At 36.8% G+C, this 19,521-nt stretch carries 15 protein-coding genes; 11 read left to right on the plus strand and 4 right to left on the minus strand.

What is annotated here, in order from left to right; all coding sequences use genetic code 11:
* Positions 1-978: 978 nt before the first annotated feature.
* From MCQ_RS01245 to MCQ_RS01260, 4 genes are all read right to left on the minus strand, one after another.
* On the minus strand, positions 979-1,764 hold the full coding sequence (locus MCQ_RS01245) for a DUF1499 domain-containing protein (protein WP_006923059.1): 786 nt from the start codon (positions 1,762-1,764) through the stop codon (positions 979-981).
* 623 nt (positions 1,765-2,387) lie between these two features.
* Complete coding sequence (locus MCQ_RS01250) at positions 2,388-2,927, minus strand: DUF1254 domain-containing protein (protein WP_006923060.1); 540 nt, start codon at positions 2,925-2,927, stop codon at positions 2,388-2,390.
* Positions 2,920-3,516: a DUF1214 domain-containing protein gene (locus MCQ_RS01255; protein WP_006923061.1), complete on the minus strand. Its 597-nt coding sequence runs from the start codon at positions 3,514-3,516 to the stop codon at positions 2,920-2,922. Before MCQ_RS01255 ends, MCQ_RS01250 begins: the two co-directional genes overlap by 8 nt.
* A gap of 17 nt (positions 3,517-3,533) precedes the next feature.
* Entirely contained in the window at positions 3,534-5,684 is a 2,151-nt protein-coding gene (locus tag MCQ_RS01260) for a transglycosylase domain-containing protein (protein ID WP_006923062.1), read from the minus strand.
* Between the two features lie 344 nt (positions 5,685-6,028).
* On the opposite strand from MCQ_RS01260, the gene MCQ_RS01265 reads away from it, so the two are divergent.
* The 11 genes from MCQ_RS01265 (at position 6,029) to MCQ_RS01315 (ending at position 19,353) form a co-directional block, all read left to right on the plus strand.
* Positions 6,029-6,265: a hypothetical protein gene (locus MCQ_RS01265; protein ID WP_006923063.1), complete on the plus strand. Its 237-nt coding sequence runs from the start codon at positions 6,029-6,031 to the stop codon at positions 6,263-6,265.
* A gap of 18 nt (positions 6,266-6,283) precedes the next feature.
* The gene (locus tag MCQ_RS01270; protein ID WP_006923064.1) at positions 6,284-6,949 is read left to right on the plus strand and encodes a response regulator transcription factor; all 666 of its coding nucleotides are present in this window, start codon (positions 6,284-6,286) and stop codon (positions 6,947-6,949) included.
* Positions 6,949-8,361 carry an ATP-binding protein gene (locus MCQ_RS01275; RefSeq protein ID WP_006923065.1) on the plus strand — a complete coding sequence of 471 codons (1,413 nt, stop codon included), beginning with the start codon at positions 6,949-6,951 and terminating at the stop codon, positions 8,359-8,361. Before MCQ_RS01270 ends, MCQ_RS01275 begins: the two co-directional genes overlap by 1 nt.
* A gap of 260 nt (positions 8,362-8,621) precedes the next feature.
* Entirely contained in the window at positions 8,622-9,359 is a 738-nt protein-coding gene (locus tag MCQ_RS01280) for a tetratricopeptide repeat protein (protein ID WP_006923066.1), read from the plus strand.
* A 191-nt stretch (positions 9,360-9,550) separates the two neighbouring features.
* A complete protein-coding gene (gene ccmE, locus MCQ_RS01285; protein ID WP_035007768.1) occupies positions 9,551-10,030 on the plus strand; it encodes a cytochrome c maturation protein CcmE in 480 nt (159 codons plus the stop codon).
* 7 nt (positions 10,031-10,037) lie between these two features.
* On the plus strand, positions 10,038-12,017 hold the full coding sequence (locus MCQ_RS01290; protein ID WP_006923068.1) for a heme lyase CcmF/NrfE family subunit: 1,980 nt from the start codon (positions 10,038-10,040) through the stop codon (positions 12,015-12,017).
* Between the two features lies 1 nt (position 12,018).
* A complete protein-coding gene (locus MCQ_RS01295; RefSeq protein ID WP_006923069.1) occupies positions 12,019-12,477 on the plus strand; it encodes a cytochrome c-type biogenesis protein in 459 nt (152 codons plus the stop codon).
* A gap of 186 nt (positions 12,478-12,663) precedes the next feature.
* Positions 12,664-14,181 (plus strand): Do family serine endopeptidase, encoded by a 1,518-nt coding sequence (locus tag MCQ_RS01300; RefSeq protein ID WP_006923071.1) that lies wholly within the window; start codon positions 12,664-12,666, stop codon positions 14,179-14,181.
* Positions 14,182-14,261: 80 nt separating this feature from the next.
* Complete coding sequence (locus tag MCQ_RS01305; RefSeq protein ID WP_006923073.1) at positions 14,262-14,948, plus strand: response regulator transcription factor; 687 nt, start codon at positions 14,262-14,264, stop codon at positions 14,946-14,948.
* Positions 14,945-16,327, plus strand: a complete 1,383-nt coding sequence (locus MCQ_RS01310; protein ID WP_006923075.1) for a sensor histidine kinase — start codon at positions 14,945-14,947, stop codon at positions 16,325-16,327. Before MCQ_RS01305 ends, MCQ_RS01310 begins: the two co-directional genes overlap by 4 nt.
* 101 nt (positions 16,328-16,428) lie before the next feature.
* On the plus strand, positions 16,429-19,353 hold the full coding sequence (locus MCQ_RS01315; RefSeq protein WP_006923078.1) for a bifunctional [glutamine synthetase] adenylyltransferase/[glutamine synthetase]-adenylyl-L-tyrosine phosphorylase: 2,925 nt from the start codon (positions 16,429-16,431) through the stop codon (positions 19,351-19,353).
* Positions 19,354-19,521: the final 168 nt, after the last annotated feature.

Raw genomic sequence — 19,521 nt, forward strand, 5'->3', positions numbered from 1 at the left:
AACATTAAAATAAAATCATTAATAAGAATAATTTCATTTTTTATATTATTCTTTATATTATTTTCCCTATTTAAGTTTTATATTAATACAATTTAATTAAATATATTTTATATTTATTTATTTTATATAATTTTAAGTGGAATTTATTATGGATGATATTTTATTTAATATTAAAAATGCGTTACTTGCAACAAATATATTTCTATTTTTAAGCATATTTTCCTCTAAATTAAAATTCCCTACTTGGAAAAATTCTATTAAATTAGGATTTGTTATAATTATCATATACTTTACAATATATTTTGGACTTTATTATTTTATAAACTAATATTATATAAAATATCTATGTATTTTATATTTTTATTGTCGATTATTGTAGTGGGTATTGTTAATGTGGACAGATTTTAGTAATTTTGTTGTAAATATGTTATTTTCAATAATAAGTGTAGTTACAATTATATATTATTTATTATTACTAAATAAATATAAAAATTATAATACAAAAGAATACAAAAAAAATATATTATTGTTAGTGATAGGTTTAATTTTTGTAATTGTTTTTATAATAATTTTTATGAATATATACTATAAATTTAATTTATTTAATAGCATATTAAATGTATAAAATAAATTATAACATTAATTTATATATTATTAATAAATATAAAAACTTATTTTTTATTATTGAGATATATTTGTTATAATAATTACATAGTTATTATTATACTATTCACCTTTAAAAAAATGTTTACTGATTACAGTAAGACAGTGTCTTTATAAATATCAAGCATTATCATCAAGAGTTCTGTTTTTTATTTCCTATTAATTATTTCAAGAATGAGTTATTTTGAGATTATTATCTTTTGTATAAGGATTATCAATTTATAGTTTTTGAAAAGTGATTATTTGCTTATGTATCATGTTTATTGAAAAATAGGCAATTGTTATGGACATAAAATGCCTTATCTCTCTTGATTGTTATTCATCATCTTGAGAAAGAGGGAGTGACGCGATTTCTGTATCAAGTGCATCCATAAAATCGATAATAAAAGCAGCATTCGTCCCCAAATCTCTTGGCAAATAACGTGAAGCAGAGCGCATATCAACAAAAGTTGTATTCCCTTCATCAGTTAAACGAATGACAATGTCCGAAATAAAGCCAAGGTAAAAAGTTTTTGCCATTGTTTGAATATACAGTTCATTCTCTTCAGCTTGAAACTCTCGTTGAGCCATAACAGGCCAATTATAAGCTGCTAAAACATTGAGAACAGATTCGCGAATACGATCAGGTGAACCATCATAACGACGTCCGGACATTTCCGGCCATATCGACATCTGTAATGCCGCTTGTTCAACTAAAACACTTTTAAGCGGTAAAGCATCGCTGGGACGTATCGTGCGAAAAAAAGCGGGTGGGTTTTGCGTATCAGTGGAAACATCATGAAGCGCTGGAAAAGCAAACCAAAATCCCCAAAAGAGCACCAATGGTGTAGCAGTGATCAAAGAATAAATGATCCCTCTTAAAGCTTTCATTCCACCCAAAGCACCATACATCCACAAGCTGTAAAGTGCTTTTTCAGCGAGAAAAAGAGAAACAACAACACAGCAGGCAGAAATTATTATCAAAAGTATGAAATCAACTACGTTAATTGCGGAAAAGCGCTGTAAAAGGACTGAAAATAACAAAATCAAAAATGCCAATCCGCCAAAACGGGGGGACCATACTGCTGCCCTTGAGATTAACCGAACATATGTTTTTTTCATAAAGCTTTTTCCCCCCTCAACCATGGACCAAAAGCAAAATTTCATCAGATTTTTTATCTCACAAAGAGTTTCTAGTCATATCACAAAAGTAAAGCACTTATTTTTAAGATCAAGGATGCTCTGTCTCCTATCAATTTCTTATAGCTATTCTCACCAATTCACGCCGGACACAGTCATGATCTCTATAGATTGATTAAATTTTTTGGAAAATGGCTATAACAACGTAAAAATTAAACTCAAATCAAAAGTTTTGCGATGCGTGTGCTTATCGAAAATTTGGGCATTGTTATTCTCATTTATTCTCTTTTTGCTGAAGGTATATTCTCTATTGACCATGATATGATTGAGGTGCAATAGAGATTGCATTTATTTCATAATTGTCATCGATATAGTTCATTCATGCCATATAGTTGTATAAGCAGACGAATGCTTAAAAAGAAGAGCATAATATAGCTCTTTTTTCTGATTTTTGACACAAGAGAAAATTATGTATTTAAAAAATTAGAATAAGGATTGCATTCTCATTCTGATATTTAGTTGATTACGTTTGAACTTGATTATTTGGGTATATTTTTGCCCAATTCACAAATAGTACTGTTGTCAGGCAGAGAGCGGTGTGATTTTCATCCATGAAACGTGCGGCAGCTTGCAGATGAAAAGAAGGCTTCACTTTCTTTCTCAGCAAGTAAAGAAGGGGCAAAGATGCGTAAGAGTGCAAAACCTTCGTTCAAATTTTGAGCGACTAAAACTGAGTTGGTATTTCTTTTAGATTTTGATTGTTTGAGTTCTATGATTTGTATAGGTTTTCCAATGATAAGATCAAGTGTCGCATCAGGGGCTGTTCGGTCATTAAGGTTATAGAAAATAATTCCATCGTGTGTGTAGGCAGCGAGTGACCAAAATTGTGTTGTCTTTGCAGCTTTTAAATGAACAGGGCCATTTTCGAGATTAAACCTACAGACTTTAAGAGGAAAGAGCGGATCAGTAGATTTTTGAATAGGATTATGAGCATCCAAGTCAACAAATTGATAAGGATCTCCGGATTTTTGAAGCTGTGTCCATATATTATTTTGTGCCCAATAAGGTATTAACAATAAAACGCAAATATGGACAATGATAGCACCAATGATTGCAAGAAGTGCGGCGTGAATAAATCTAGTCACAGTTTTTTTGTCCTGTTGGAATTTGTTCTACAGAAGGCATCGTGAGTTTTTGTAATGCCGTTGCGGAAATGATGGGGGTATCGTATAAGGTAAGAATAAGTCCGAATTCTTTTTGACTAACCGTTGCAAGCCAATTGCCAGTTTGCGGAAGGGGTGAGATGTTGATGCGCAATGAGCCATCACTTTCATAGATAATATTGTCGGTATAAAGTTCGAAAGGTATTTTCTTGGATGAAGTATAAGGTTTGAGGGATTTGTCAGCTGTATAAAGGGTAAAGAGACGTGTTTCAGGGATGTGTCCTTTGAGCAAATAATGGCAATGAGGGCGTAGTGGACGCCCGTGGTTATCTTTCCAAATTTGGAAAATGAGCCCTTCTGTGCGCCCAATTGAAATTTCTCCTCTTTTGGCAGCGCGTGCACGCGTATAGGGATCGGTGTTGGCAGTTCCCACTTGAGGATAAGAACTCCAGCCTCCAATTGTGAATTGCCCAAATTTTTTAAAGGAATTGAGACCATAATCAACACTAAGTGTTCCACATAAAATGGAAAAAGCGAAGAGAAAAAAGGGAATAATGATCTTAACAAACATTATAGAATATCTCGAATTCAAAGTGTTGAATCTTCAGTATTTTTTATTTTCAAAGAGATTACAGGTGTTTTTTTCAGATCTCTGTTAATCACTCGCACAATATTCAATGTTTCAGGGGAGAGTGTAGAGGGAATTGGGGGAATAAACTCAGAATCATTGTGGGAAGGCAGGGTTGATGGTTGATAAGGGAGGAGAGAATTTTCGACGCCGTAGAGCTGTTTGAGCATGATATTTTGGTGTGCAGAAAGCATAATGCGATGCCATATCATGGCAGGAACACCACCACCAAAAGCCCGATTCATCGGTGAAAAATCATCATTTCCCATCCATACGGCTCCAGTATAATTACCAGTAAAACCGACAAACCAAGCATCACGATAGGATTGTGATGTTCCAGTTTTTCCAGCAACAAGAGTCATAGGGAGGGCGGCACGTTTACCCGATCCTCGTGTTGTGACACCAACCAGCATTTGGTTCATATAGGCTGCTGATTGTCCACTGAGGACTCGATGTGGTTTATTACCATTGTGCTCGAAATCCCATACCACATGTCCATCTGTTGTTCTGATTTGCGTGAAAGCGTGGCGATTTCCAGCCATTCCTCCATTAGCAAAGACATTAAAACCAGTTGCTTGATCCAGGGGGGTCATATTGGAGGTGCCCAGAACCATAGTTTTATGTGATAAAATATGCGCATGAATCCCCATATTTTTGATCAGATTGATAATGGGTTGGGTATCGCGGTTAAGATATTGATATGTAAGATAGACAGGTACTGTATTGATGGAAAAAGCTAAAGCAGTTGCCAAATCGATTCTACCAAGATAATGACCGGAATTATTTTTTGGTGACCAGCCTCCCCAATTGATAGGGGCATCTAAAACGATTGTTGAGGGAGACAATCCACGTTCCATTGCGGCTGCGTAAACATAGGGTTTGAATGAAGAACCGGGTTGTCGACCACCTTGTGTGGCTCTGTTGAATTGGCTTTTGTTATAATCCACTCCACCAACAATTGCACAGACAGCGCCGTTATTGTCGAGAATAGCAGTGGCGGCTTGTGTTACGCGATATTGTTGACCATATTGCTGTAAATGATATGCAATTGATTCCTCTGCTGCTTTTTGAATATCAGGATCAAGAGTGGTTTGAATAATTAAACTATGGCTAGGAAGTTGATCACGCATTTTTTTAACTTCGTCGAAGACCCAATCAAGAAAATAATCAGGCTGAGGATTTTTTATTTTTGTCAGTGCTCTTGCAGGATAACGATGGGCATTGATAATTTCACTATCAGTCATGAAACCACTATTAACAAGATTAGAAAGGACCACATTGGCACGTGTTTGGGCGGCGAAGAGATGACTATGAGGAGCATATTTGGTTGGTGCTTTGAAGAGTCCTGCTAACATAGCGGATTCACTAAGGGATATATTGCGTATGTTTTTATCAAAATAAAATTTTGCAGCAGCTGTAATACCAAAATTGTTTCCACCCATATATGCACGATCAAGATAAAGTTGCAAAATTTGTTTTTTGCTGAAGTTTGCTTCTAACCAAAGGGCAAGATAAGCTTCTTTGATTTTGCGTGTTATGGTTCTTTCATTTGTTAAAAATAAATTTTTAGCGAGTTGTTGTGTAAGAGTTGAGCCACCTTGAACTACACTTTTAGCTTGCATATTTTGTGAGATAGCTCGCGTGAGGCCTTGTAAATCAATACCCCAGTGATCAAAAAAACGACGGTCTTCTGTTGCGAGAACCGCTTTAATAACATAATCGGGCATCTCTTCAACAGGAACAGACACAGTTGGTAGTGCACCACGGTGACCGATGGGATTTCCATATCGGTCGAGAAAAAGAATGGAAAAATTTTTAGGAAAATACCAATCTTTTTTTGTCAATTCGAAAATCGAAATGCCAAAAATGGTGAAAAGCGTAAACCCAATCAATCCTAATGTCAGTGTTTCATCGAGAAGTTCGATGATAAATCGTTTCCATCCTCGGATATGGAAACACTGTGAGGCGATTTTTGCCTTGTTCCAGAAATAACTGTTCGCAGAGCAGATGCTATAAAGTGTTGTGTCAAATAACGCATCTAATTCAATAAGTACAGGACTTTGGAATGGTTTATTATGTTGTGCTTTCTTTTTTTTAAAAAAATGAAACATTTAAAAGAGAGTCTGTGAAAAAATGATACAATCAAAAAAATCTGTAATGATTATATGGAGTGACGGTAGTGTTTTGCTATAGTGTCAACAGAGAAAGAGTTTATTTTAGAATGACGACAATTTATTTTTGTAGATTATTTTTTCGATTTTTATAATTTTTTTAAATTTTCTCTTTCAATTATTATGTAATTTTTTAAGAAGATTTTAGTTTGAAATCATTAGAGTTTAGGGTATTATCAACGTGTTGTTATACAGAGGTTATGTTATTCTGCTTTTGTGATTTTTGAATAGATAAAAAGCAATTATTCATTTTATATTCATTTACAGTAGATTATGAAATATCTATGATGAAAAGAATTTTCTTATTTATAATGATAGCAGTTCTTCTTGGTGCGGATTCTGTTTTGGCTGCCGAATGTACTGAAGTAGGTAGGAAAGTTGCTGTTCAACACAGTGGGGTATTAGTACGTTCCACACCCATTGTTCAGGATGGAAGAGATATGTGTGTGGTCGTGGTCGTTGTGCCTGCTCGTGAGGGTAAAAAGCTGCGCCGTGTTGAAGTTTCCGTTCCTACCGATTAGTATTTAGCAGATGTTGTGATGCGTATTTTAATTGTTGAAGATGATCACAATCTCAATCATCAATTAGCGGAAGCTGTGAAAAATGCGGGATATGTTTCGGATAGCGCTTTCGATGGTGAAGAGGCTTATTTTTTAGGCAGTACAGAGTCTTATGATGCGGTGATTCTTGATATAGGCTTGCCAGGTCTAGATGGAATTCGTGTGATTGAAAAATGGCGCAAAGAAGGGTATTTGATGCCTGTTTTAGTGCTGACGGCGCGAGATCGCTGGTCTGATAAGGTACTTGGCATTGATGCAGGTGCTGACGATTATGTTGTTAAACCATTTCATTTAGAGGAAGTGATGGCGCGGTTGCGGGCGTTAATTCGTCGAGCTACAGGCCATGCGACGAGCGCATTATGTTGTGGTCAGGTTTTATTAGATACCAAAACTTCTCGTGTTTTTGTTGATGGTCAGTTGATTAAATTAACTTCATATGAATTCAGACTTCTTTCGTATCTCATGCATCATTGTGATAGGGTTGTTTCAAGGACTGAGCTTACCGAACATCTTTATGACCAGAATTTTGACAAGGATTCGAATACAGTTGAAGTTTTTGTAGGACGGTTGCGGAAAAAGCTTGGGGTGGATTTAATTGAGACTATTCGTGGAATGGGCTATAGAGTGAAAAAGCCAGGTGATTAATGAGAGTTGTAAAGCATAAGGGCTGGCTTAGAGGTGTTTTTTTTCTTGTCGGTAGATCTCTCAGCTTACGTGTTATGATTTTGTCAACATTATGGGTTGTTATTTCGCTTTCATCGATTTCTGCAGTCAGTATTTTATTTTATCGGCGCTCAAGTGAACAAAGTCTAGAGCGTATCCTTTTTGCTCAGCTTTATAGTCTTATTGCAACAGTAACTGTGTCATCAGATGGTAATTTGAGAGGAAGTTTTGGGATTGATGATATTCGTTATTCAGATCCAACATCGGGTTGGTATTGGGAAGTTGTTGCTGTATCACCTAATCTACAAGGAAGACTGACATCTCCATCATTAGGAACTGGGAAAATATTTTCGCCCAGCAATGTCGATATACCTTTTGACAATAAATTCTTTCGCTCTTATCGGATAAAAGGAAGCAATGATCAGAATCTACAAGTCATTGAAAGTGATGTTGTTCTTGATAATCAGAATCACATTGCTCGTTTTCGACTCGTTGGGAATATTGATGAGGCACATGCACAAGTGCAGGAATTTAAGCGAACTTTGCAAATTTTTTTGTGGAGTTTTGGTATAGGCAGTGTTTTTATTAATATTGCTATTATTTTCTTTAGTTTTCAACCATTGAAGCTTATCCGACAAGCATTGAATGATATTCGTGAAGGCAAAGTTAATTACGTGAATACGGATTTAGTAAGTGAAGTTATGCCGTTAGCACAAGAGATGAATGCTCTTATTAATAACAATCAACGTATTATTGAACGGTTTCGCACACAGGTTGGTAATCTTGCTCATTCATTGAAGACGCCTTTATCAGTTATTATGAATGAGGTTGATAAGATGTGTGGAGAACAGGCCATTTTATTGAGAGAGCAGTCTCAAATGATGCAGTCGCAAATAAACCATTATCTACAGCGTGCTCGAATTGCAGCACAACGAGACAGTGTAGTTTATCACACATCTGTTCGCACAGTGATTGATCGTTTGGTGCGGGTTATGGAAAAGCTTAATCCTGAGAAACAGTTTCAATTTGTCATGGAGGTCGATGATATTATTTTTTCTGGTGAGCGGGAAGATTTAGAGGAAGTTGTGGGGAATTTGATTGAGAATGCTGCTCAGTGGTCTCATACAAAAGTTCTGATTTCTTGTTGTTTAGAAGAAAATGTTGAAGAAGCAGAATTTTTTAGTATCCTCGTAGAAGATGATGGTTCTGGTTTAACAGAAAAACAAATTGATGAAGCTTTTAAAAGAGGTTGGCGGTTTGATGAAAGTAAGCCAGGGACAGGTTTAGGATTAGCGATTGTTTCAGATATGGTTAACGAATATGGCGGAGATCTTTTCTTATCGCGTTCTGATTTGGGCGGGTTATATGCAAAGGTTTTATTACCAAGACGGTAAACATATTTTCTTTCTGTTTCAGGGCATGTATGTATTAAAGTTTGTAAGAATGGGGTCATATTTGTGCGCATAATGCACAAAGTAGGGAATGATTTCAGAATTCTGAAGTTATATCTGTTTGTAAATAGCATAGAGAAATAAACTTTATAATTCCATATGTGAAAAAATAGTATTCTATCTTTTACATCAATGTTCTAATGAATAGGAAGGTAGAATAATTGATGACGATTTTTTAATTCTTGTTTTGGTAGCAAAATGATATGCTATTATTAATTTGGGTTGCACTTTTTTTTATTTTTTTGACGATTTCTCTTTTTTTCTCGTTGCATTCTAAGTGCGATTTCAAAAAAAATAAGAGTATTTCAGATACTAATATTTATAGAATTTGCACGTGTTTGGTTGGATCTGACAAGTCTTGCAAGCGTTATGAAAATATACGATCTATTAGAGCTCTTAGTATTTTTTTTGTTCTTCTTATAACATGGAGCATTTACGGTTTAACAGGCAATCCAGAAGTTAAAAGTTATTTCTTTAGTGAGTTAATGGATAAGAATCCAAAGATGCTCAGTAAACGTGAACAGCTTGTTCGTTTACAAGTGCTGTTTCTTCGTGCACCTCATGATGGCAGGTTAGCGGACGCGTTGGCAGTAGGATATCTCGAGGAAGGTCATTTCCAAGATGCTGTGAACATTTATTTAGATGCACTTCGCTTGAATGGAGAATCTGCTCCAAGACTTGTTGGGTATGGATTGGCATTGGTTGGTTATGAGGAGGGAGTGATTACGCAAGAAGCGCAAAATGCTTTTCAAAAGGCGGTGGATTTGGCGCCAAATGATTTTTATCCTCGTTTATTATTAGCTGAAGCACTTCGGCAAGCAGGTAAGTCTGTGCAGGCAATTCAGTTTTTAGAAAATTTTCTTGATAAAATGCCTAAGGATTTTCCAGGGCGATTGCGTGTTGAAGCAAAGATAATTCAGTTGCGCGATTCATCTGATTAGAATGCTCAGAAAGCGATTGTTATCAGTTTAAGAGTATTAAAATTGGGAAAGCATCATTCGAGAACAGAGATATTGGATAAGAAGTTGCACCCGTATACAAGATGTGCGAAGCTTTTTAAAAGATAAGGCTTATGAATGATGAACGAATGTTTATACAACGCATTTATAAAAGTGTTTTTCGTAGAGTATCTATGAACAGTCAATCCTTCAAGAATTCTCCTTCATTGAAAGTTATTTTAAAGCAGCGAAAAAAAAAGCGATTGCTGATGATTTTCTTATGCCTTTTTGTTGTGGGAGTTGCGACAAGTCTTATCATGTACGCAATGCGTAATACGGTGAGTTTTTTTCGAATGCCATCTGAAGTTACAACAGAAGATATTCTAATGGGGCGTTCTTTGCGCTTAGGCGGTTTTGTTGAAAAAGGGACGGTTCAATATCTTGGCAAGATGAAAGTTACTTTTTTCGTAACTGATAACGTAAAACACGAAAAAGTTATTTTCACTGGCATATTGCCGGATCTTTTTCGTGAAGGGCAGGGCGTTATCGTAGAAGGATATTTTAATAAACGAGGGCTTTTTATTGGTAAGCGTGTTTTGGCAAAACATGATGAGACTTATATGTCTAAAGAAGCAGCTGATCGTTTGAACAAATATCACAGTGTGGAGAAATAATTCAATCGTGCTCGTTGAACTGGGTCATATTTTTTTAGCTGCAGCGTTTGCAGTGAGTTTATTGCAGGCGTTTTTATCTGCTTTGGGTGTTTGGTGGAAAGATCGTGTGTTGATGCAAACAGTAGTTCCCCTAACGTGTATTACTTTTGTATTATTACTCTCATCTTTTTTGATTATTGTTCACGCACATGCGGTATCTGATTTTTCTGTTTTGAATGTTATTGAGAACTCTCATTCGGAAAAACCGATGCTTTATAAAATCACTGGTGTTTGGGGTAATCACGAAGGATCTATGTTTTTATGGGTTTTAAGTCTAGCTGTTTTTAGTACATTGATGGCGTTGTTTAGCCAACACTTACCAGAACAGTTTAAAGCATTAGTTTTAAGCTGCCAAAGTTTTCTTACGAGCGCTTTTCTTCTATTTATTCTTTTTGTATCCAATCCATTTTTACGCGTTAATCCACCAGCATTGCAGGGAAATGATCTCAATCCTCTTTTGCAGGATATCGCTTTAGCAATTCATCCACCGCTTCTTTATTTAGGCTATGTTGGTTTTTCTCTTTGTTTTTCTTTTGCAATAGCTGCATTGATTATGGGACATGTTGATGGGGATTGGGCGCGTTGGGTTCGTCCTTGGCTTCTTCTTTCTTGGTGTTTTTTAACTTTGGGTATTATGGTTGGGTCCTATTGGGCTTATTATGAGTTGGGATGGGGTGGTTATTGGTTTTGGGATCCAGTTGAAAACGTTTCATTTATGCCCTGGCTTTCAGGAACAGCTCTTTTGCATTCTGCTCTTGTTCTTGAAAGACGGGAAACATTGAAAAGTTGGACTTTATTTTTAGCACTTCTTACTTTTTCTCTTTCTCTTATGGGAACTTTTCTTGTTCGTTCAGGCCTTTTAATATCTGTTCATAGTTTCGCTGTTGATCCAGCACGTGGTTGGGCAATTCTTGCACTTCTATCCTTCTTCACGGGAGGCGCTTTTCTTCTCTTTGCATTGCGCGTACCTGTTTTGAAAACAGGGAAATTATTTCAGCCAATTTCGCGTGAAGGTTTTATTATTTTAAATAATTTATTGCTCACAACAATAACAGCGATAGTATTAATCGGTACACTCTACCCTTACTTGATTGAAGCTTTAACTGGGCAAAAAATTTCTGTAGGGGCTTCTTTTTTCAACCTTACCTGTGGGCCTTTAATGGTGTTATTGTTGTTGTTGGTTCCGTTTGGATCAATGATGGCATGGAAACGCGGTGATTTTCTTGCGGTTGTTGAGCGGTTGTGGTTTGTTTTTATATTAGTCTTTTTAATCTGTTTTATAACATTTTATGTAACATCTTTGCGTGATATTTTTGTAGTTTTAGGGGTTGGACTTGCAGTCTTTGTTTTCTTAAGCAGTTTAGTTGATCTGTGGGAAAAGAGTGGGCCTCGCAAGATAGCTTTTTCGGTGCGCGTTAAGAGATTTTTGGGATTGCCATGGTCAGTTTTTGGCGCTGCAATGGCGCATATGGGGTTAGGCATTACATTGTTCGGTATTGTCTGTGTTGCGAATTTCTCGCAAGAGCGTATTCTAACTATGCATATAGGAGATATTGTTACAATAGCAGGTAGAACGATTTGCTTTGACAAGGTGCATGAAGGCACTGGCCCAAATTATTCTGCAATGGAGTTTAATTTTAAAATATATGAAAATGAAAACGTAGTACGTAATGTAACGGCGTCAAAGCGATTTTATTCAAGTCAGAATACGTCAACAACGGAAGTTGGTATTCAAAGTCATGGCTTATCTCAGTTATATATTGTGCCAGGACGTATAGACGATCAGGGGCTTGTTGTGCATATATGGTGGAAGTCTTACGTAATTTGTATTTGGTTAGGGGCATTGATGATGGCTATGGGTGGATGTTTTTCTCTTTTTGGTTATTGGTTCCGTATTGGGTTGCATCAACGTATAGCCTCTTGCTTTAATTTATTAAAAAGGCATTGAGATGAAAAAGGGAATGTTTTGGACTTTGCTTTTTTTTATAACTCTTTTTTCTCTGTCGTTAGCTATAGCAGTCGAGCCAGATGAAATTTTACAGGATAAAGCTTTGGAATTGCGTGCGCGTGAGATTTCATTACATTTGCGTTGTCCAGTTTGCCAAAATCAATCAATTGATGATTCAAATGCTGCATTGGCACGTGATTTACGGCTTTTGATTCGTGAACGATTGAAAATGGGTGAGAGCAATCAGCAGGTTATTGATTTTCTCGTTGGGCGATATGGTGGATTTATCCTTTTGAAACCACCATTTAATAAAACAACATGGTTTTTATGGTTGTCTCCTTTGATAATTATCATCATTGGTACAGCAATCATCTTTTTTCAAATAAGACGGTACAAACACGAAAAAATAATTACTTTAAATGTTGATAAAGCAAAACAGCCAAAAATACCGTTTCGTTAAAAGAGATGTTACATAAAAAAATCAGTGTTTTTTCAATTAGTAATACAGCTTTATTGATAATTATCCGTTGTTGTGACCGTAAATCTTACAAAACTTTAACAATTTAGACAGAAAACGGTAAGGTCTAGTGTTTTATAAGTGATCAGAATCTGGATAAAAATATGACTGAATAGGAGCATATAGCAAATGGTTAAAAAAACTTTTTTCACAACACTAGCTGCAGTGAGTTTTTCTGCTGCTTTAGAAACTTCACTATTTTTGAGTGGGTGTGGATCAAGCTTGTGGGTAACAAAGGCTCATGCAAATTCTGTATTTACTTCATTGGTGCAACAGCAGGGATTTGCAAATATTGTTTCTCAAGTTAAACCTGCTGTTGTTTCAGTGCAAGTGAAGAGCAATAAAAAGAAAAAGGATTGGGTTTTTAGTGATTTTTTTAGCGGTCCAGGTATTGATCAATTACCAGATCAACACCCGTTGAAAAGGTTTTTTGAAGAATTTCATGACCGTGATAAGTCTAAAAACAAGTCTTCAAAACGTTGGAACAAACCCCGTCCTATAGCTTTTGGATCGGGCTTTTTTATTTCCTCTGATGGTTATATTGTCACTAATAATCATGTGATTTCTGATGGCACGAGTTACACTGTTGTTCTTGATGATGGCACGGAACTGAATGCAAAGCTCATTGGGACGGATAAGCGAACCGACCTTGCCGTCTTGAAAGTAGATGAAAAGAGAAAATTTTCATATGTTGATTTTGGTGATGATTCAAAGCTTCGCGTGGGTGACTGGGTTGTTGCTATCGGTAATCCTTTTGGTCTTGGTGGAACTGTAACAGCAGGTATTGTTTCGGCACGTGGACGCGATATTGGCACTGATGTTTATGATGATTTTATTCAAATTGATGCTGCTGTTAATCGAGGAAATTCGGGTGGTCCAACTTTTGATCTTGATGGGAAGGTTGTTGGGGTTAATACAGCAATTTTTTCTCCTTCTGGTTCTGGGGGTAATGTTGGAATTGCTTTTGCTATTCCGGCAGCAACAGCGAAACAGGTTGTGCAACAACTTATCGAAAAAGGTTCAGTTCAGCGTGGGTGGCTTGGGGTTCAGATTCAGCCTGTGACCAAGGAAATTTCTGATTCAATTGGTTTAAAAGAAGCCAAAGGTGCTTTAGTTACTGATCCGTTAAAGGGACCAGCAGCAAAGGCTGGTATCAAGACAGGTGATGTAATTATTTCGGTGAATGGTGAAAGGATTAATGATGTCCGTGATCTAGCAAGGCGTATTGCAAATATTGGACCAGGAGAAACAGTGACCTTAGGTGTTTGGAAATCTGGTAAAGAGGAGAATATCAAGGTTAAACTCGATTCTATGCCTGAAGATGAAAGTGTAAAAGAGAGCTTAAAATATTCGAATGGGCGCAGTGATTCAGATGAAACACTAGAAGATTATGGTTTAATTGTTACTCCTTCTGATGATGGTTTAGGCTTGGTTGTAACTGATGTAGATTCGGATTCAGATGCTGCAGATAAAGGGATACGCCCTGGTGATGTGATTGTAACAGTTAATAATAAACCTGTTAAAAAGGCCTCTGATATTACCGATACAATCAAGAATGCTCAAAAGCTAGGACGCAAAGCTATACTTTTACAAGTGCGAACAAATGATCAAAATCGTTTTGTCGCTCTTCCAATTTTCAAAAAATAACATTTCGTTAAGGGTAGGACAGAGGTTTTGTAGATTTCTGTTCTACAACACGATTTAATAAAATAACGGAGATGCGTTTTATGAAGATACTCGTTATCGAAGATGATCATGAGACGGGGCGTTATCTCGAAAAAGCTTTTGGGGAAGCAGGGCATTCGGTTGATGTTGCATATGATGGGGATACTGGATATAGTTTAGCGGAGACGGAAAATTATGATGTTATGGTTGTTGATCGGATGCTTTTACACCGTGATGGCCTTTCCATTATTGCGGAATTGCGTTCTAAAGGCAATGAAACACCAGTTCTTATTCTTTCAGCTTTAGGGCAAGTAAATGATCGTGTGATGGGTTTGCGTGCAGGGGGTGATGATTATTTAACAAAGCCTTATGCTTTTTCTGAACTTCTTGCTCGTGTTGAAGTATTGCAACGGCGGAAAAATCCTAAAGAGGCAGAAACTCTTTATTGCGTAGGCAATCTTGAGCTTGATCGGTTGGCACATACAGTGAAACGAGGTGATAGAAATATCGTATTGCAACCACGTGAGTTTCGTTTGCTAGAATATTTAATGCGGTATGCTGGGCAGGTTGTTACACGTACTATGCTTTTAGAAAATGTTTGGGATTACCATTTTGATCCACAAACAAATGTCATTGATGTTCATATATCCCGTTTAAGAGCAAAAATTGAAAAAGATTTTGATGTGCCACTTCTCCATACTGTGCGTGGAGCTGGATACATGTTGAAAGCACCAGATAATAAAAGATGAATTGTTTAATCAATATGATGCGCACAACAGCGCTAAGACTTTCAGCACTTTATATTTTACTGTTTGGGTTAGTTGCAACAGGGCTTTCTATTTATATGACGGCGTTTTCTGTTTCATTGTTAACTGAACAAACCGAACAGGCTTTACGTGAAGAGTTAAAGCGTATCGAAAACGCTTATAACTATGGTGGGTTATCTTTACTGATACGCACTATTGATTACCGTTCACGACAGCCAGGAGCTTTTCTTTATCTTGTTACTGACCCTATGGGGCGCATTTTAGCAGGTAATGTTGCGCGTATTGAATTAGGTCTTTTGAATCAGAATGGTTTTCTTTCGAATTCTTTTTTGTATTCACGTTTTGGAGAACATGGCAAAACAAGTGAACATCGCGCTTTGGCACTTATTGTTGATTTGCCCAATGCTATGAAGATTCTTGTGGGGCGAGATTTGGATGAACCAGAGCGTTTTGTAGCGGTTATTCGTAAAGCAGTCGTAATTGCTCTCGCAGCAATGGTTGGAGGGGCTTTACTTATATGGTTTTTTGTTGGTAGGCGCGCATTGCAAAGGATTGATCATGTAACAGCTGCATCACAGCGCCTGATGAATGGTGATTTCAGTGGGCGTTTACCTGTTTCTGGGGTAGGGGATGAGTTTGATCGATTGTCAGCTAATCTTAATGTTATGTTAGACCGCATTGAAGAATTAAATATTGGTTTGCGTCAAGTATCGGATAATATTGCTCATGATCTAAAAACACCGCTGACGCGCCTTAGAAATCGTGCTGAAGCAGCCCTTTCGGGGCAAAAGACAAAGCTTGAGTATCGACAAGCACTTGATGGTATTATTAATGAATCAGATCAACTTATTCGCACTTTTAATGCTATTTTAATGATTTCGCGCATTGAGGCTAGCAGTGCAATTGAGCATCTTGAGACAATGAATATGAAGCTAATCCTTGAAGATGCCGTTGAACTTTATGAACCTTTTGCGGAAGAGTCAGGTGTTTTGCTTCGATTAGGGGATACATTTGATAAAGAGCTTAAGTTGAATCGTGAGCTTATTGCGCAATCGATTTTTAATCTTATTGATAATGCGATTAAATATGCATCTAAAGATGGAAGAAAGGCGAAAGTTTGCTTATCAATGGAATATCGGGATGAACATGTGTTGGTTGTTGTTAGCGATAATGGTCCAGGAATTGCAGCGGATAAACGTGAAAAAGTAACAGAACGATTTTTTCGTCTTGAAGAAAGTCGTACACAGCCCGGGTTTGGTATTGGTTTAAGTATAGCAAAAGCTGTTATGAAACTTCATGGGGGTGAACTATTACTTGAAAATGCAAACCCAGGGCTTAGGGCTGTTTTATTATTTCCTTGAATTTAGCTTTGCTTCATTTTTTTATTTTTACACGTAACGACTATTTTTTTTTGAATATAGTGTGATGAAAGAAAGGTGAAATGCTTTTCAAGGGAGTGCAGATGAAAAATGCTTTTTTAAAAACACAGCTTCTTCCTTTATGTCCTCTTGATGAGAGTGGTTCTCAATGGCTCAAAGATATTGAAGAGCAAGCAAGGAAAGAAAATTTAGAACCCCTTGTTTCGTATATTTCAGACAAGGGAAAACAGATTGACTTCATAAGTGCGGTCATGACCTTATCACCTTTTTTACGTGGGGTTTTAATCGCTAATCCATCATATCTCAGCCCCTTATTGAATGTTGATATAGAAACAAGGCTGAGCGAAATTATAGATGATATTACACTTATCGATAAGAATGAATCTATACATGAAACTTCATTGATGGCTGCTTTAAGACATAAAAAACGGGAAGCACATATTCTCATCGCTTTAGCTGATTTGAGCGGTGTTTTTACTTACGAAATTTCATGTGCTTGGTTGACGCGTTTGGGCGAAGTGATATTAGGTGTAGCTCTTCGTTTTCTTTTAAGAGAAGCCCATGATCACGGTAAGATCAGTTTGTCGAGTCGTGATGATCCAGAAAAAGACTGTGGTCTAATCATTTTAGGAATGGGAAAATTAGGGGCAGGAGAACTTAATTATTCTTCTGATATTGATCTTATTGTTTTCATTGATGAGACTTCACCGCATATTGGTAATCTTTCTGAAAGTATCGATATATTCTCTAAAATGGTACGCCGATTAATCCGTATTATTCAAGAACGTACTGCCGAGGGATACGTTTTCCGTCTTGATTTTCGGCTTCGACCAGATCCAGGCTCAACCCCTTTAGCTTTACCGGTAAGGACTGCGTTGCGTTATTACGAGGGGCGTGGACAAAATTGGGAAAGAGCAGCTATGATTAAAGCACGTCCAGTCGCCGGTGATAAAAGGGCAGGCTTTAATTTTCTCAAAGAGCTTTTTCCTTATGTGTGGCGGAAATATTTAGATTATGCTGCGATTGCTGATATTCATTCGATTAAACGTCAAATCCATGCGTATAAAAATTATGGTCAAATTGCTGCTTATGGTCATAATGTAAAGTTAGGACGGGGTGGTATTCGTGAGATTGAGTTTTTCGTCCAGACACAACAACTCATTGCTGGGGGGCGCTTTCCTCAATTACGTGGACGTCAAACAGTTGCAATGTTAACAGAACTTCACACGCTTGGTTGGATTAGTGAGAAAACAAGAGATAGTCTTATAAAAAGTTATGCTTTTTTACGAAATGTGGAACACCGTATTCAGATGCTTGCAGATGAACAAACGCATTTCCTTCCAGATGATGTTTTGCAATTTACCAGTGTTGCATATTTGATGGGTTATCAAGAGAGTAGCGGTTTTATCCATGATTTATTAAAGACGCTTCAGGTCGTTGAAAAACATTATGCAGCGCTGTTTGAGAATGAGCAAGAACTTGGTTTAGAAATTGGCAATTTAGTTTTTACAGGTGAAAAAGATGATCCGGAGACATTAATAACATTGAGCCGTTTAGGTTTTGAAAGAGCGAGTGATATTTGTCGTATTATGCGTACACTTCATTGTGGGCGTTATAAAGCTACTCAATCTGCTGAAGCGCGTGAACGATTAACAGAATTAACTCCAGCACTTTTGAAAGCTTTTGGCGCGACAAAACGAGCTGATGAAGCAATGTTGCGTTTTGATAGTTTTTTACAGGGATTACCTTCAGGGATACAGCTTTTTAGTTTATTGCAGTCTAATCCCTCTCTTTTGGATATGTTGGTGCTTATCATGGGAGCTGCTCCACGTCTTGCGGAAATTATTACACGCAAACCACATGTTTTTGATGGGATGCTGGATCCAAAAATTTTTTCAGAGTTGCCAACAAGAGCTTATTTAGAAAATCGGCTTGAATATTTTCTTGAAGGTGTAATTTCTTATGAACAAATTCTTGATCATTTCAGAGTTTTTGCTGATGAGCAACGTTTCTTGATTGGTATTCGGATTTTGAATGGTGCAATTACAGGAAATAGAGCAGGTTTTGCATTTACGGCACTTGCTGATCTTATGATTGCAAAAACGTTTTCTGTTGTCCAAAAGGAGTTTTCTTCTCTTCATGGCAGTATTAAAGGGGGACGTGTTGGTATATTGGGTATGGGTAAGCTTGGAAGTCGTGAATTAACTGCTGGTTCTGATGTTGATCTTATTTTTCTTTATGAACATGATGAGGATGCAGAAATATCTGATGGAGAAAAGCCTCTTTATGTCTCTCAATATTATATCCGTTTAGCACAACGCTTTGTTGCGGCTTTATCTACTCATACAAGCCAAGGTATCCTTTATCCTGTTGATTTAAGATTGCGTCCATTAGGTAATAAAGGGCCTGTTGCTGTTTCTTTTCAATTTTTTAGGAAATATTATCGTAAAGAAGCGTGGATATGGGAACATCTTGCTTTAACACGGGCGCGGGGTGTGGCTGGGGATTCTAATTTTTTGCAAGAATTAGAAAATGAAGTTTGTGCAATTATTGCTTTTTCTCGTGATAAGAAAAGTGTTGTAAAAGCGGTGCGCGATATGCGTACTTTGATTGAAAAAGAAAAACCACCGGAAAATCAATGGGATTTGAAAAATATGCTTGGTGGTATCATGGATCTAGAATTTATTGCCCAATTTGCTGTTATTACTCACGTGATTGAGTTTAAAATTGGAGCGACGACAGCAGATATTTTAGCTCATTTGCCGAACAGTTTTCTTAATAAGTCATTTGTTTCTGACTTATGTCGTGCCTATAGTCTCTATACAAACGTGAGTCAAATTATACGCCTTTGCTTAAATGATACTCTTAATCCTCATGATGTGCCACTTGGATTACGCGACCTTTTGTTAACAAGTGTTGGAGAACCTGATTTGCTTCGCATTGAAAAATTAATTGAGGAAACAGGGCAATCAGTACGTTCAATTTTTACACACGTGATGAAGGATTAAAATATTTGGTGATAATTTTATGAGAAAAATGTATATGGTTGCTAGTTAGGATACCAACAATTATTATAACTAGAAATTATTATAACTAGATATAAAACAAAGGAATGTGCAGAATAAAAATGGTATTCATTCAAAATAAGAAATCAATTAAATTATTAAAAAAATGTT

This window comes from Candidatus Bartonella washoeensis Sb944nv, from assembly GCF_000278135.1.
Lineage (GTDB): Bacteria > Pseudomonadota > Alphaproteobacteria > Rhizobiales > Rhizobiaceae > Bartonella > Bartonella washoeensis.